The organism is Microbacterium wangyouchuni, from assembly GCF_051546305.1.
Lineage (GTDB): Bacteria > Actinomycetota > Actinomycetes > Actinomycetales > Microbacteriaceae > Microbacterium.
The window spans coordinates 82740-97676 of record NZ_JBPTMA010000005.1 but is presented as its reverse complement, the minus strand read 5'-3'; the positions used below and the strand labels follow the sequence as shown (position 1 = coordinate 97676).

Annotated in this window: 16 protein-coding genes; 9 read left to right on the top strand and 7 right to left on the bottom strand. The window is 65.4% G+C overall.

Translation table 11 applies throughout. From position 1 onward, the window contains the following. Positions 1-30 precede the first annotated feature (30 nt). The 4 genes from ACSS7Z_RS11885 to ACSS7Z_RS11870 form a co-directional block, all read right to left on the bottom strand. On the bottom strand, positions 31-882 hold the full coding sequence (locus ACSS7Z_RS11885) for an ATP-binding cassette domain-containing protein (RefSeq protein ID WP_438254998.1): 852 nt from the start codon (positions 880-882) through the stop codon (positions 31-33). Between the two features lie 106 nt (positions 883-988). Further along, positions 989-1852, bottom strand: a complete 864-nt coding sequence (locus ACSS7Z_RS11880) for an ABC transporter permease (protein ID WP_438254997.1) — start codon at positions 1850-1852, stop codon at positions 989-991. Further along, positions 1849-2874, bottom strand: a complete 1026-nt coding sequence (locus ACSS7Z_RS11875) for an ABC transporter permease (protein ID WP_438254995.1) — start codon at positions 2872-2874, stop codon at positions 1849-1851. Before ACSS7Z_RS11875 ends, ACSS7Z_RS11880 begins: the two co-directional genes overlap by 4 nt. A 5-nt stretch (positions 2875-2879) precedes the next feature. Next, positions 2880-4400 (bottom strand): ABC transporter substrate-binding protein, encoded by a 1521-nt coding sequence (locus tag ACSS7Z_RS11870; protein ID WP_438254993.1) that lies wholly within the window; start codon positions 4398-4400, stop codon positions 2880-2882. A 120-nt stretch (positions 4401-4520) separates the two neighbouring features. Between ACSS7Z_RS11870 and ACSS7Z_RS11865 the strand changes: the two genes are divergently transcribed. Genes ACSS7Z_RS11865 through ACSS7Z_RS11845 form a run of 5 tightly spaced genes read left to right on the top strand, consistent with a single transcriptional unit; the run spans position 4521 to position 9646 of the window. Continuing rightward, on the top strand, positions 4521-5240 hold the full coding sequence (locus tag ACSS7Z_RS11865) for an alpha/beta hydrolase (protein WP_438254992.1): 720 nt from the start codon (positions 4521-4523) through the stop codon (positions 5238-5240). Continuing rightward, positions 5237-6529 (top strand): O-acetylhomoserine aminocarboxypropyltransferase/cysteine synthase family protein, encoded by a 1293-nt coding sequence (locus ACSS7Z_RS11860; RefSeq protein ID WP_438254991.1) that lies wholly within the window; start codon positions 5237-5239, stop codon positions 6527-6529. The genes ACSS7Z_RS11865 and ACSS7Z_RS11860 overlap by 4 nt, the downstream gene beginning before the upstream one ends. A gap of 13 nt (positions 6530-6542) precedes the next feature. Then, positions 6543-7601 carry an LLM class flavin-dependent oxidoreductase gene (locus ACSS7Z_RS11855; RefSeq protein ID WP_438254989.1) on the top strand — a complete coding sequence of 353 codons (1059 nt, stop codon included), beginning with the start codon at positions 6543-6545 and terminating at the stop codon, positions 7599-7601. Between the two features lie 4 nt (positions 7602-7605). Continuing rightward, the gene (locus ACSS7Z_RS11850; RefSeq protein ID WP_438254988.1) at positions 7606-8607 is read left to right on the top strand and encodes a Gfo/Idh/MocA family protein; all 1002 of its coding nucleotides are present in this window, start codon (positions 7606-7608) and stop codon (positions 8605-8607) included. After that, the gene (locus ACSS7Z_RS11845) at positions 8600-9646 is read left to right on the top strand and encodes an NYN domain-containing protein (RefSeq protein ID WP_438254986.1); all 1047 of its coding nucleotides are present in this window, start codon (positions 8600-8602) and stop codon (positions 9644-9646) included. Before ACSS7Z_RS11850 ends, ACSS7Z_RS11845 begins: the two co-directional genes overlap by 8 nt. A 55-nt stretch (positions 9647-9701) precedes the next feature. Here ACSS7Z_RS11845 and ctlX read toward each other — a convergent pair whose 3' ends face one another. Both ctlX and ocd read right to left on the bottom strand, forming a co-directional pair. Beyond that, positions 9702-10601, bottom strand: coding sequence for a citrulline utilization hydrolase CtlX (gene ctlX / locus ACSS7Z_RS11840; RefSeq protein WP_438254984.1), 900 nt, complete (start codon positions 10599-10601; stop codon positions 9702-9704). A 31-nt stretch (positions 10602-10632) separates the two neighbouring features. Continuing rightward, a complete protein-coding gene (gene ocd / locus ACSS7Z_RS11835; protein ID WP_438254983.1) occupies positions 10633-11661 on the bottom strand; it encodes an ornithine cyclodeaminase in 1029 nt (342 codons plus the stop codon). 129 nt (positions 11662-11790) lie between these two features. Between ocd and ACSS7Z_RS11830 the strand changes: the two genes are divergently transcribed. From ACSS7Z_RS11830 to ACSS7Z_RS11820, 3 genes are read left to right on the top strand one after another with little or no spacing between them, the layout of a single operon-like run. Beyond that, positions 11791-12222 carry an Lrp/AsnC family transcriptional regulator gene (locus ACSS7Z_RS11830; RefSeq protein ID WP_438254981.1) on the top strand — a complete coding sequence of 144 codons (432 nt, stop codon included), beginning with the start codon at positions 11791-11793 and terminating at the stop codon, positions 12220-12222. A gap of 25 nt (positions 12223-12247) precedes the next feature. Next, the gene (locus ACSS7Z_RS11825) at positions 12248-12868 is read left to right on the top strand and encodes a DUF4166 domain-containing protein (protein ID WP_438254980.1); all 621 of its coding nucleotides are present in this window, start codon (positions 12248-12250) and stop codon (positions 12866-12868) included. Continuing rightward, positions 12865-13839 (top strand): epimerase, encoded by a 975-nt coding sequence (locus tag ACSS7Z_RS11820; RefSeq protein ID WP_438254978.1) that lies wholly within the window; start codon positions 12865-12867, stop codon positions 13837-13839. The genes ACSS7Z_RS11825 and ACSS7Z_RS11820 overlap by 4 nt, the downstream gene beginning before the upstream one ends. Here the strand turns inward: ACSS7Z_RS11820 and ACSS7Z_RS11815 are convergent. Next, a complete protein-coding gene (locus ACSS7Z_RS11815; RefSeq protein WP_438254977.1) occupies positions 13836-14210 on the bottom strand; it encodes a PLD nuclease N-terminal domain-containing protein in 375 nt (124 codons plus the stop codon). The genes ACSS7Z_RS11820 and ACSS7Z_RS11815 overlap by 4 nt on opposite strands. Positions 14211-14291: 81 nt before the next feature. Here ACSS7Z_RS11815 and ACSS7Z_RS11810 point away from each other — a divergent pair, with 81 nt between their 5' ends. Continuing rightward, complete coding sequence (locus ACSS7Z_RS11810; RefSeq protein WP_438254976.1) at positions 14292-14894, top strand: GNAT family N-acetyltransferase; 603 nt, start codon at positions 14292-14294, stop codon at positions 14892-14894. Positions 14895-14937 lie beyond the last annotated feature (43 nt).

The following is a 14937-nucleotide window of genomic DNA, read 5'->3' as shown; positions in this document are numbered from 1 at the left end:
TGGCGGGAGTGGGACGTACGGAGCTAAGGGTCATGAGAGGTACTTCTCCAGTCCGTAGGCGGCATGCGCAGCGAGCAGCTCCCGCGTATATGGATGCCCCGGTGCGCGTAGCACGCGCGAAGTCGCACCGGCCTCGACGACGCGACCGTCGCGGAACACCTGGACACGCTCGCACACCTGCGCGACGACGGCGAGATCGTGCGAGACAAGCACGAGCGCAAGGTCTCGTTCGATCCTCAGCCTCTTCAGCAGCTCAAGCAGCTCAGCCTGCACAGTGACGTCAAGCGCAGTCGTCGCTTCGTCTGCGATCAGGACCGCCGGATCAGCGGCGAGCGCCATCGCGATAAGGACTCGCTGCAGCATGCCGCCGCTCAGCTGCGCGACGCGCTGGCGGAGCACGAGGTCGACACGGCGGATGCCGAGATCGTCAAGAAGTTCACGAGCGCGTGCGCGGGTAGCTCGGCGAGGCACACCGGCGGTGATGCGCAGCGTCTCTTCCAGCTGAACCCCGACTGGGATCGCTGGGTGCAAGTAGGACGCGGGGTCTTGGAACACGGCGGCGATGTGCGACCCCCGGACGCGGCGCCACTCCGGCTCTGTCGCGTGCGTCAAATCATGCTCGTCAATCAGAACGCTGCCACCGGAGATGCTGAGCCCCGGAGGGAGGATGCCGAGCAGTGCACGGCAGGTCAGCGTCTTGCCGCTGCCGGATTCACCGACGATGCCAACAGCCTCTCCAGGGCGCACCACCACGGATACGCCGTGCACGAGATCGGTACCGTCATTCGCAGTGATCACTAACTGCTCGACGGCGGCTACGGCCGGCCGAGCCAACGACCCCTCGTCGAACGACGGTGTGAGGGGCGCATGTTCGTTACGCACGGCGGACCCTGTGACGAAAACCGGAGGTTTTGTCCCAATAGCTCCGACAGGCGTCACACCCTCCGACGGGTGTATCAGTTCGGCCGCAAGCGGTCTGACACGAGCATCAGACATGAGCACTCTCCTTCCGGTTCGCCCGGACGAGCACGGCATCGCCCCCGAGCACATCGCGCGCAGCATCCGCGAGCAGGTTCAACGCGGCCACGGTGATGATGATCGCCAGCGCCGGTCCGAGCGGCCCCAGCGGTCGTTGACTGAGATACCCCAAGTCACTGGCGAGCATGCCGCCCCAGGTCGGGGCCGGCGGCTGCACGCCGATGCCCAGGAATGTGAGCGAAGCGACGGCAAGCAGCGCGCCGCCGAGCGCCGAGACGGAGGCGACGACGAGGTTCGGCGCAACCTGTCGCCAGACGTGCCGTCGCAGCACCCACCAGGCAGAGCCGCCGAGAAACAGTGCAGCTTCGACGTATTGCGAGTCGCGCACTCGGAGCGTTGCCGCGCGAGCGATACGAAAGAAGCCGGGAGCGATCAGGATGCCGATCGCCAGGGTCGCCTGGAAAAGTCCGTTTCCCAGCAGGGCTGCGAAGACGATCGCAAACAGGATGAAGGGCAGCGAGAGCAGAGCATCAACAAGCCGCAGTGACAGCCACTCGCCGATTTTCGGCGCGAAAGCACTGAGCGCACCGGGCACCGCGCCGACGACCAGCCCGATGACCGCCGCGCCGAGCGCGCTGAGAAGCGATGCCGGTGCGCCGGCGAGGACTCTGGAGAGCACGTCGCGACCCAGGTAGTCGGTGCCGAAAGGATGTGCGAGCGACGAGTTCTGCAGGGCGTTCGCGGTGTCCTGCACCAGCGGATCGAATGGCGCCATGGCTGGCCCTGCCACGGCGATCACCACGACACCGAGAATGACCAGTAACGCGATGCGCACCATCCAGCCTGCGGACCACAGAAGTCTGAGGGTGTTCATGCCGCACTCCGTCCTGTTCCGCTTGTGTGGGTGATGACGAGATTGATCAGCACGCCGAAGACCACGACCATGGCGATCGTGACCAGCAGCACACCCTGCACCACGGGAATATCTCCTTGGAGGGCGGCACGGTTCGCGAGTTGTCCGAGTCCTGGCATGCCGAAGATCACCTCGGTGATCACCGCGCCGCCAATGAGCCGCGGAGCGTGGGTCCCGAGCACCGATAGCGCGGGCGTCGAGGCGATCGGCAGCGCATGACGGAGCAGAATCCGGCCCGGGGTCAGCCCGTGCACCCGTGCACCGATGATGTAGTTCTCCTGCAATGTACCGACCAATGACGTTCGCAGCTGACGAGCGAGATCGGCACCGGTATCGAGGCTGAGGGCGATTGAGGGCAGCACGAGGCACATCACCCAACCTCCCAGGCTCGTCGACGGCGGCACATACCCGGCAACGGGGAATATCGGGATCGCATAAGCGAACAGCAAAATGAGCGCGATCGCCGCGACGAATGCAGGGATCGTGGCAGAGACGGTGCTCAGCAGCGTGACCACGCGATCCACCAGTCCGCCTCTGTTTACAGCTGCGAGCACGCCACCGGTGAACCCCGACAGCAGAGCGAGCAGTATTGCACCGGATGCGATCGACAGGCTCACCGGGAACGCCTGCGCGATGCTGGCCGCGACGGGAATCGTCGTGAACCAGCTCGCACCAAGGTCGCCAGTGACGGCGTTCGAGATCCAGTCGAAATATCGCACGAGAAACGGGCGGTCCAGGCCGAAGAAGTGGTTGAGTCTGTCGATATCCGCCGGGGTTGCAACCTCGCCGAGCGCGACGGCCGCCGGGTTCGAGCCGCTGGCCGCGCCCAGGGCAAAAGTGGCAAACGTCGCGATGACGAAGACCATGACCGCTGTGCCGACCGTGGACAGTGCCGCGCGTAGCAGGGGCCATCCCCAACGCGCGACCGTCGCTTCCTCAACCTCAGATGTCACCGCCGTTTCCACGGACACGGTCGTCGTCATAGCGCTCAGCCCTCGACCTTCACGTCTTCCCAGCGCTGGACGTCGAGCCAGTGTTGAATGCCAGTCACCTTCGCCGGGTGGATGAGGATGCGCGGCCAGCTGAACAGGAATGTGTTCGGCTGCAGTCTGACTCCAACCTCCACAGCTTCCTGAAGTCTCTGCTGATACTCCGGATCGCCTGTCGGCGTAGCGCGAGCGACATCAATGGCGGCAGTGAGCTCCGCCGGTGTCTCGCGACCCAGGTTCATCAGTCCTTCTGGGCCGTACAGAACCTCAAGTGCTTGCAGCGGAGACTGCCGGCCCGAATAGCTGTCGAGTACGAAGGGGAATGAGCGCTGCACGTAGTTCTGCGAAATGGCTGCGCCAGCCTGGACATCGAGGACGACCCGGATTCCGGCTTCTGCCCACTGTGCCTGCAACAACTCTGCGAGTGGGGTGTCGTCCTCACCCAGCGTGAGAGTGACCTCCACGCCGTCCGGATAGCCCGCTTCGGCGAGCAGGTCTCTCGCAGCATCGACGTCATACGGATAAAGATCATCAAGATCGTCATTGTGCGCCGCATAGCCATCGGGGAAAGGCTGCCAGTTCGGGGTGCCGTGTCCGAAGTAGGTGACATCAATCAGGGCCTGCCGATCGGTGGCGTGACTGATCGCTTGCAGGACGCGCTGGTCGTCGAACGGCGCCACCGTCGCATTGACATCGAGAGCCCGCACCGTGAGCGCATTGATCTCCTCGATCTCCAGCCCGGCAGCTTCGGCCCCCTGAACCTGCGATGCCGGAATGATCGAGACATCCCATTGACCAGACGTGACGCCAGCGACTGCGGTCGCGTCGTCAGCAACGGGCACAACGGAGAGATCATCGATGAAGATGTGGTCGGCGTTCCAGTACTCGCTATTCTTCTCGAGCGTCGCGTGGGCGTTCGGAACGTACTCCGTCAGCGAGAAGGGGCCGGCGCCTTCCGGTTGCGTAGCGAGGGATGCGACATCGTCGAAAGCCACGGGATTCACGATGAACCCCGTCTTACCGGCAAACAGATACGGGACCTGGTAGTCGGCCTGATCGAGGTGCACCGTGACGGTGTACTCGTCAACGGCGTCGACAGCAGTGATGATGTGCAGCTGCCCCGCCAGCGTGGAGTTCTCCTGGTCCCGCCCACGTTCGAGATTGAGCTTGACGGCGTCAGCTGTCACCGGTGTCCCATCGCTGAAGGCTCCGTCTTCGCGCAGCTGGAAAGTGATCGCGGTTCCGTCTGCGCTGTACTCCCAGGACTCCGCAAGACCCGGCACTGGTTCACCGTCGATATCGAGCTGGGTGAGCCCGTCATAGACGAGCGCGAGAGCGTGCGTATCCCAGCCTGCGGTGGAGGTGACCGGGTCCCAGCTCGTCGGCAGCCGCCATCCCCAGGTGAGCGCGGTGGAGTCCGTCGTGTTCACGGCGACCGTCTGGGACGTCGCGCATCCGGAGACGGAGAGGACGGCGACGGCAAGCAAGGCGAACGATGTGAGTCCTGTTCGTGAAGTCATGGTGGAGAAGCTAGAAGCCGGATTCTCCGCAAACCAGGGACGCTGATGCAGGGCGACACACACCGCAACAGTTCGACACATCCCGCGCGCCGCGGGGTCCCAGACCCAAGGATGGATCGCATGAGCACGAACATCTCTCCCTCCGCCGTCTGGCCTGCCGCCCGCGTGCGCGGCACACTCGCCGTTATCACCGGCCGCGGCGAGCGCGCCGCCGTGTACGAGCGATTCGGACGCCGGCTCAGCGCCGACGGATACACCGTCGGAGTTTTCGAAGCGGATGCTGACGCCGCAGGCGCGTGGCTCGACACCGTGGATGCACCGCGCGTGCTCGTCGGCTCTGATTCCGGCGCTGCATCCGTTCTCCGCGTGCTCGCGCAGGGCGCCACAGCCGATGCCGCCATCATCGCCGGGACCCCGATCGATGCCGAGGGCGACGCCGTCACCGCCCAGCCGACCGACGCGGAACGCACGGCCTGCCCGCTGCACCTCGGCGTGCTCGGCACGGATGAGGCGCGCACCGCGCCGGTCGCCGTCGAGCCTGTCCCCGCATCCGCTGACCTGGCCGCCGTTGCCGTTCCGGTGCTCGCCTTCCACGGTTCGGCAGATCGGGTATCCCCGATCACCGAAACTGCCTCCCTGCTGAGCGCAGTGCCTGATCTGGAGCTGGTCGAGACCATCGACGGATTGCACGACGCACTGAACGACGTCTCGCACCGCAGCGTCGCAGCATCCATCGTGCTGTGGCTCGAGCGCTTGCGCGGCGGAGACGTGCACACACCCGTGCTTCGCGCCCTTCGACAGGTTCAGGGAGCAGACCGACACGAACCCGCCGACGCATGACCGCGTTCGCGACCCAGCAGGTACAGGCCGGATACGTCACCGGCGTGCCGCAGAACAGTGCCGTCGCTCCCATCTATCAAACCGCCGCCTACGAGTTCGCCTCGCTCGCGGATGCCGCAGACCTGTTCGCGCTGCGCACCCCGGGCAATCTGTACAGCCGCAACGCGAGCCCCACCCAGCAGGTTCTGGAGGAGCGCGTGGCGACGCTGGAGGGCGGCGCATCAGCCGTCGCCGTCGCCTCCGGGCAGGCCGCCGTCGCCGTCACCCTGCTCGCTCTCGCTGCGCGCGGTGGGCATATCGTCGCCGCCAGCCAGTTGTACGGCGGCACGGTCGATCTGCTCCAGGACACGCTCGACGATTTCGGCATCACGGTGTCGTTCGTCGACCAGGATGATGCGGATGCCTGGCGCACCGCGATCCGACCGGAGACCCGTGTTCTGTTCGCCGAGTCCGTCGCGAACCCCGTGGCACAGGTGCTCGACATCCGCCTCGTTGCAGATATCGCCCACGATGCCGGCATCCCCCTCGTCGTCGACAACACTGTTGGCACGCCGTATCTGATCCGTCCCGGTGAGCATGGCGCCGACTTCGTTGTGCATTCGGCGACGAAGTTCCTCTGCGGGCACGGCACTTCGCTCGGCGGTCTCGTCGTTGACCAGGGCACCTTCGATTTCGGCGCAGAGCCCGAGCGCTGGCCGCAGTTCACCGCGCCGTACAAGCGGTTCGGAGACCTCGTCCTGTGGGAGCGCTTCGGCATCGGACTCGCCTTCGCGGCGCTCGTGAAGTCGAAGTATGTGCACGACCTCGGCCCGTCGCTGTCGCCGTTCAATGCCTGGCAGATCCTGCAGGGCATCGAGACGCTCGATCTGCGGGTGTCCCGTCAGAGCACGACGGCGCTCACAATCGCGCGGCATCTGCAGAAGCATCCGAAAGTCGCGGCCGTCCATCACCCCGGCCTCGCTGACAACCGCTGGCATCCACTCGCCGAACGCTACCTGCCGCGGGGGGTTCCCTCCGTGTTCTCCTTCGATCTCGCCGGCCTCGAGAACGACGCGGCACAGGCCCGCGCCGGCCGGGTGATCGATGCCCTCGAGACCGTGCGGCTGGTCGCGAACATCGGCGATGCTCGCAGCCTCGTCGCGCATCCGGCATCCATGACGCACTCGCACCTGGATCCGCGCCAGCGGGCAGCCGCCGGCATCTCACTGAACACCATCCGCCTCAGCGCCGGTCTGGAAGATCCTGCCGACATTATCGCCGACCTCGACCGCGCACTCACGTACGCCTGACGACTGGAGCACCATGGGCATCAACCTCGGATACTGGACACCCGTCTACGGAGGCTTCCTGCGCAACGTCACCGACGAGGGGCGGATGGCTGCGACCTGGGATTACATCCGCGAAGTGTCGGTGAAAGCAGATCGGCTCGGCTTCCACACCACCCTCGTTCCCGAGCTGTACCTGAACGACCGCAAGGGAATCGACGCACCCAGCCTGGAGGCTTGGTCGCTGTCGGCGGCGATCCTCGCCGTCACCGATCATCTGCGCGTCATGACCGCCGTCCGTCCCGGCTTCCATCTCCCCGCCGTGCTCGCCAAGACCGTCAGCACCCTCGACACGGTAGCTCCCGGCCGCATCGCTCTCAATGTCGTCGCGGCCTGGTGGGCTGAAGAGGCACGGCAGTTCGGCGGCAACTTCCCCGCCCACGATGCGCGCTACACCCAGGCGAAAGAGTTCGTCGAGGTGCTCAACGGGCTGTGGGAGCGGACGCCGTTCAGCTTCGCCGGCGACCACTATGAGTTCGAGGACACCATCGTCGAGCCGAAGCCGTCCACGCATCCGGTGGTCTTCGCCGGCGGCGAGAGCGAGGCCGGCCGGGAGGCGATCGCCGACTTCGCCGATGCCTACGTCATGCACGGCGGCACACTCGACGAAGTGCGTGACAACGTCGCCGATATGAATGCCCGCTCCGAGCGTCTGCATGGCCGGCCGGTATCAGAATTCGGGATGCCCGCATACGTCATCGTCCGCGACACCGAGGCCGAGGCACGGCGAGAGCTCGACCGGATCACTACGGTCGATCCGGCCTCCCCCGGATACGCCTCGTTCGAGCAGTTCCGTGAGAATTCACAGCTCTCCCTGGAGGTCAGCAGGCGCGAGTATTCCGTCGGCACCCGCGGTCTGCGACCCGATCTGGTCGGCACCGCCGAGCAGGTCGCCGAGCGCATCAACGCATATGCCGAGGCCGGTATCACGCTGCTGCTGATCCAGGCTTCCCCGCTGGATGAGGAGCTCGAGCGGATCGCCGAACAGGTATTTCCGCTGGTCCCGCAGGATGCCCTCACATCTGCTCTACGCTGAAAGCATGACTGGTCTTCGCTGGGGAATCCTCGCCACGGGCGGCATCGCCCATTCGTTCGCTTCTGATCTGCGCACCGCCGGACTCGATCTGGTCGCTGTCGGCTCGCGTTCGCAGGCTTCGGCCGATAAGTTCGCGGCAGAGTTCTCGATCCCGCGTGCGCACGCCTCTTACGAGGCTCTGGTCGCCGATCCGGATGTTGACATCATCTATGTCTCCACCCCGCACCCGATGCACCATGCCGGCGCGAAGCTCGCTCTGGAAGCAGGCAAGCACGTGCTCGTGGAGAAGTCGTTCACACTGAACCGCGCCGAAGCAGAGGATCTGCAGCGCATCGCCACCGAACACGGGCTGCTGGCGATGGAAGCGATGTGGACGCGGTATCTGCCACACATGGTGCGCATCCGCGAGATCATCGCCGAGGGCACGCTGGGAGAGATCCGAGCTGTCACCGCCGATCACACGCAGCTGCTCCCCTCCGACCCGACTCACCGCCTCAACGCGCTGGAGCTCGGCGGCGGCGCACTGCTGGATCTCGGCATCTACCCGGTCTCGTTCATCTGGGACATCCTCGGTGCCCCGACCTCCATCAAGGCCGTCGCTCGTCTGGTGGAGACCGGCGCCGACGCCGAAGTCGCAACGCTCATGACGCACGAGGGCGGCGCCGTATCAACCAGCATCTCCTCCTCGCGGGCAGCCGGTGCCAACGTCGCCACGATCGTCGGAACCCAGGCGCGCATCGAGATCGACCGTGTCTGGTACTGCCCGACCTCGTTCCGTGTGATCGGCCCGGACGGCTCGGTTCTCGAGAGCTACGAGTCAGAGATCGACGGCCGCGGCATGCAGTACCAGGCCTTCGCCGCCGAAGGCGCAGTAGCCGCTGGAGACACCGCGGGTGCCCTGCTGCCGCTCCCCCTCGCGGAGTCCGTCGCGATCATGGGAACGCTCGATGAGATCCGCGCCCAAATCGGCGTCCGCTACCCGAGCGAGGGGAACGCAAATGTCTGATCCCCAGGACCCTCGCGTCGCGGTCTACCTCGACTTCGACAACATCGTCATCTCTTGGTACGACCGCGTGCACGGGCGAAACGCCTACGGCAAGGACCGGCAGCGCATCACCGAGAACCCGAATGATCCTGACGTCATCGAGCGGCTCCGGGGCGCGATGATCGAGGTCGGTGCGATCATCGACTACGCCGCATCCTTCGGCACGCTGGTGCTCACTCGCGCCTACGCCGACTGGTCATCCCACGTGAACGCTGAGTACCGCTCGCAGCTCGTCGCTCGTGCGGTCGACCTTGTGCAGCTGTTCCCCGCCGCCGCGTACGCGAAGAACGGTGCCGACATTCGTCTGGCCGTGGATGCTGTGGAAGACATGTTCCGCCTCCCCGACCTCACCCACGTGGTCATCGTCGCTGGCGACAGCGACTACGTGCCTCTCGCGCAGCGCTGCAAGCGCCTCGGACGTTATGTGATCGGCGTGGGCGTCGCAGGATCCACAGCCAAGTCGCTGGCCGCAGCGTGCGACGAATTCGAGTCCTACGATTCGCTGCCGGGCGTCGTACGCCCCGTGCCCAAGCAGGCGGCCCTACCCGCTGAGCCTGTGACACCGCAGGTCACCGAGCCGGTTGCGTCGCGGAAAACTGCGGATGCCGAGCCGGCTGCGCCGCGTACCACCCCGGATGCCGCGCCCGAAGCCCCCGCGACGAAGCCCAAGGCCGCATCCAAGGGCCGCACGAAGAAGGCGACCAAGCCTGCCGAGACCGTCGCGCCCGCCGAAGAGACTGAGCCGACTCCGACCACCGAGCAGGAAGAAGCCACCCTGCTGCTTGAGCGCGCGCTTCGCCTCGGGCACGACAAAGCCGGTGCGGATGAGTGGCTGCACAGCTCTGCGGTGAAGACGCACATGCGCCGCATGGATCCGTCGTTCAGTGAGAAGGCGCTCGGCTACCGGTCGTTCTCGGACTTCCTCAAGTCTCGCGACGACATCACCGAGCTTGAAGAGACCGGCCACGAGCGGGTGGTCCGCCTGCGCGAGGGCGCTTAGGCAGCGGGGAGGCTGCCGAGCTGACGGCGGATCCCCAGGCTCTCCCACTCTAGGGTCAGCGGACCAGCTCCCGCGCGTCGAGGTGCAGACCGGCGATCATGCAGCGCACTGATCCGCCGGCGAGCTCGATCGTCGGCACCGGCAGGGCGATGATCTCGCAACTGCGCTCGATGACAGCGCGCTGATCGTCCCGCAGCGCTGCGAGCGCGCGGGTCGAGAGCGCGAGGATGCGACGACCGTCCGCCTGCAGCTCAATCGCATTCCCGGCGAATGATGCGATCTGCGAGGCGGTCAGGTCGATGATCTCCCGCCGCCCGCGTGCGCCCAGGCGCATGACGACCTCTTCACGACGAGCATGATCGGCTATGAGTCCGAGGCCCACCATCACGAAGTCCGTGGCAATCGTCATCATCACGTTGGTGTGATAAATCGGTGCGCCGGTCTGGTCGACGGCATCCATCACCATCGGCTCATAACCGAACATGGAGCAGAATCTCTCCAGCAGCACGGGATCGGCGCGCCGGGAGCGGGCCACGTACACGATGCGCAACTCATGATCGATGACCATCGCGCCGGTGCCCTCCAGGAAGAGGCCGTCAGGCTCCATCCCGGAGTAGTCGATCACCTGCTGCACCCGGTACTGCCTCTTCAGCATCTCGACGATGTCGGCCCGACGCTCCGTGCGCCGGTTCGGCGCATACATCGGGAAGAGTGCGACGTGGCCGCCGGGATGCGTGGAAAACCAGTTGTTCGGAAACACGCTGTCCGGTCGCTGCGGATCGGTGTCGTCAAAGAGGTGAACTCTCACACCCGCCTCGGTGAGTGTCTGCGCGGCACGCGTGACCTCGTCGTGCGCCAGTCGGGCGACCTCATCGCGGGCAACTTCCGGCAGCGCCTGAAACACGTTGTCGACCGCTGTCTCCGGGTTGGGGAGGAATCGCTGCGGCCGCACCATGACGACCGCACTGGGCGCCTGGACCGACACCTCAGCCGACCGGAGAGAACGCGCCGAGCATGCCGAACAGATCCTTGGGGTCCTCCGGTGCTGCGACGAGATCGATCTCGCTCTCGTAGTCCGTACCGGCGACCTGGTCACGCACGTAGCGCAGTGCCGAGAAGTCTTCGATGGCGAAGCCGACTGAGTCGAACAGGGTGATATCTGCCGGGGAGGTGCGCCCTTCCTTACGGCCGAGCAGCACTTCCCACAGCTCGGTGACGGGAAAGTCGTCGCTCTGGTGCTGGATCTCACCCTCGATGCGGGTCTGCGGCGTGTACTCGACGAACACGCGTGCACGGTCGAGGATCGCCGGGTCAAGCTCAGTCTTTCCGGGGCAGTCTCCGCCAATGGCGTTCACGTGCATCCCCGCTGCGACATCGGCATCGTGCAGCACTGTGGCGAGCTGCTTGTCGGCCGTGCATGTCGTGATGATGTCTGCACCGCGAGCCGCGTCAGCTGCCGATGAGGCGGCCTCGATGCTGAAGCCGAGCGGTGTCAGATTGCGAGCGAGCTTGGCGATGGCATCCGGATCCACGTCATAGACCCGCAGCGTGTCGATGCCGAGCGTCTGCCGGAAGGCGAGCGCCTGGAACTCCGCCTGGCTGCCGGTTCCAATCATCGCCATGACCTGCGAATCCGGGCGAGCCAGAGCGCGGGCGGCGAGGGCTGAGGTGGCGGCCGTGCGGAGAGCCGTGAGCAGGGTCATCTCGGCGAGGAAGGTCGGATAGCCGTTGTGTACGTCGGCGAGGACGCCGAAGGCGGTGACGGTCTGGAATCCGCGCTGCGGGTTGGAGGGATGCCCGTTGACGTATTTGAAGCCGTACGTTTCGTGATCGCTGGTGGGCATCAGCTCGATCACGCCGAAGGGGGTGTGGCTGGCAACACGGGGCGTCTTGTCGAACTGCTCCCAGCGACGGAAGTCCGCGTCGAGGTAGTCGATCATTCCCGTGATGCAGCGCTGGGGACCATGATCTGCGATCCACCGGCTCATGTTGCGGACATCGACCAAGCGCGTCATGATCTTCCCCTTCTTGTCTTCGTTCTGTCACCACGGTACGCGTTGGCGATATGCAAGATCAATGCGCACATTGCCGAGCGGATCATCAGAACATGCGCATTCTGGTCAGTATCACTTTACGATGTGTACATGAAACACCTCGATGACCTCGACCGCCGACTGCTGGCGGCACTGCGCCAGGATGGTCGGGCATCCAGTGCGGCCCTGGCGCGAATGCTGGATGTCTCGCGCGCGACCGTGTCGGCCCGCATCGACCGGCTGCAGGAGAACGGCACGATCATCGGCTTCACAGCGCGTGTGCGCGATGAAGCCGATCCGCTGACGATCCACGCCATTGCGCTCATCGAGGTCGAGGGGCGCACCACCGACACGGTCATTCGGCGCCTGCGCGGCATCCCTGAGATCATCGCCCTGCACAGCACCAACGGCGGGTGGGATTTGGTCGCCCAACTGCGCATGGAAACCCTCGGTGACTTCGACCGGTTGCTCGGGCTGATCCGCTCGATCGAGGGCGTGCAGAACTCGCAGACGAGCCTGCTGCTGTCCAGTGTGCTGCGCTGAGCACTCCGGCGGATAGGCTCAGAGCGTGCGCCACGTCTCGCAATCGCCCTACGCCGAGATACTCGGCGATCGCCTGGATCAGCTACATCCGCACCTGCGTGAATACTTCTCGTCGCTGCCCGAGGGGCACATCGGTATCGGCGAAGGCACCTTCAGCCGAGTCGGCACACCGCGACGGTGGCTGTGGCCGCTGCTGCGCCCGCTGCACGAGCGCAGTGTGATCTACGCCGGGTGGCAGCTGAGCGTTCCCTTCCGCGTCACCAACCGCTTGATCGACGGCCGTGTGGTCAGCGAGCGAGAATTTCTCCTCCCCGGTCAGGGGTGGACGATGCGTGACGCGGTATCGGTGAATCCGCATGGACGACTCGTTGACGAGCTCGGCGAATCCGGCGTCGTGGCGGCGAGCTTCGCGGTCGACGTGCGCGATGGTGCACTGCGGATGCGCAGCCACACGGTCGGCATCCGGTGGGGATCGCTGCGGGTCAGGCTTCCGCGGTTCCTCTCCCCCGTCGTCGATCTCACCGAGAGCTTCGACGAGGTGATCGGCCGGCAGCGCGTCCTGGTCACGATGGAGCTTCCCCTCGTGGGCCGTATCTACGAGTACGCCGGCGACTTCAGCTATCGCATCGAGGAGAAGAAGCCGTGAGCGCAGGCGAAGTGGCGACCGGCCGCGTGGTGATCGGCGGGTCGTCCGGGTTCATGGGACAGCACCTGCAGCAGAAATACCGGGCAGAGGGGCGTGAGGTCGTCACGATCTCGCGTTCGAGTGCGGATCTGCGCTGGGGCGACCAGAACGGCATCGACCAGGCAGTCGATGGCGCGACTCTCGTGATCGGGCTTGCCGGAAAAAGCGTGAACTGCCGGTACACGCCAGAGAATCGGGCTGAAATCTTCCGCTCCCGCCTCGACACGACGGCATCGCTCAGCGCCGCGATCACCAGGGCGTCAGCGCCGCCGGCGTTGTGGGTGAATTCATCCACCGCGACGATCTACCGGCATGCCGAAGACCGCCCGATGACCGAATCAGATGGAGAGATCGGCACCGGATTCTCGGTCGAGGTCGCCCAGGCATGGGAGCGGGCACTGTTCGCCGATGACCTGCCGCAGACGCGTCGGGTTGCCCTGCGCAGCACCATCGTGCTCGGGCACGGCGGTGTGCTCGGACCGCTGAAGAACCTGGCCCGGATCGGGCTCGGTGGTGCACAGCACGACGGCTGGTGGCCGGTTTCGAAGTCTCGACGCGCGGCGGGGACGGGTCATTTTCCCGGAGCTAAACGCGGCGCGCAGCGGTTCAGCTGGGTGCACATCGACGACATCGCCCGCATCATCGACTTCGTCGAGCAGCATCCGGAAATCGATGGTCCGGTGAATGCTGCCGCACCCTTCCCCGTTGATAACACCACGTTCATGGCGACGGTGCGGCGGGTTCTCGGTGCGAAGTTCGGCCCGCCGATGCCGCGATGGATGCTGGAGCTCGGTGCCATCGGCATCCGCACGGAGACGGAGCTCATTCTCAAGAGCCGGTGGGTGCTTCCAGAGAAACTGTCCGCGGCCGGGTTCGAGTTCGCGTATCCGACGATGGAACCAGCAGTGCGGGAGTCTTTCGAGCGCGCTTAGTCTGCGTCGCCCTGCTCGCGGCGCTTCTCGATCTCCTGGCGCAGGCGCCACTCCTCGATCTCACGGTCGAGGTCTTCGATCTGCTGTTCAGTGGTTCGAGCGGCGGATGTCTGCGTCCACGTCTGCTGGATCGGCGGTTGCGTCGTCGTGCGCGGTGCGCGTTGGGGCATCTTCGGCAGTGAGACACCGCCCTCGCCGGGCTCGCGCCCGAGTGCGAACCAGAGAACGCTGCCGACCAGCGGCAGCAGGATGACGATGATCAGCCACACCATCTTCGGCAGGTACTTCACCTGCGAGTCATCACGAGTGATGATGCTGATCAACGCACCGACCATTAGCGCGAAGGTGAGAATCATGAGAATGAACGGCATGGCTTTAGGGTAGCGAGTCGGCCGAGACGTTGCTCGCGCTCGTCCGGCGCGATGGCCGACCAGCCGCTGATTTAATGAGGTATGGCTTTTCGCACCGACCCTGCACCGCTCACGCTGACCGGCTCGCTGGTCGAGCTGCGTCCCCTCGACCGGGGGCATCACGATGGGCTGGTGGATGCCGTCCGCGAGGACGACCTCTGGCAGACCGCCTGGTACACCTCAGTCCCCTCGCCGGACGGCGTCGCAGCGGAGATCGAACGCCGGCTCGGCCTCTCCGAGAAGGGCGAGATGGTGCCGTTCACCGCGTTTGATGCGGCCGGACGCGTGATCGGGATGACGACGTACTACGACATGGCGGCGGATGTTCCCCGGTTGCACATCGGGTACACCTGGAACCGTCCTTCCGCGCACGGCACCGGCACCAATGCCGAGTCGAAGCTTTTGCTGCTGACGCATGCCTTCGAGACGCTCGGCGTGTTCCGGGCGGGGTTCACAACACAATGGGTGAACTTCCAGTCGCGTGCAGCCATCGAACGGCTCGGGGCGAAGCAAGACGGCGTGATGCGCGCGATCTCGCGTTATCGAAACGGCGCGCTACGCGACAGCGTGGAGTTCTCGATCCTGGAACCGGAGTGGCCGGCGGTCAAGGCGAACCTCGAAGCGCGGCTCGCAAAGCGGCGCTGAGACTGATCAGAGCGACGCTAGCGAGTTCTGCCCCGCGGCGAAA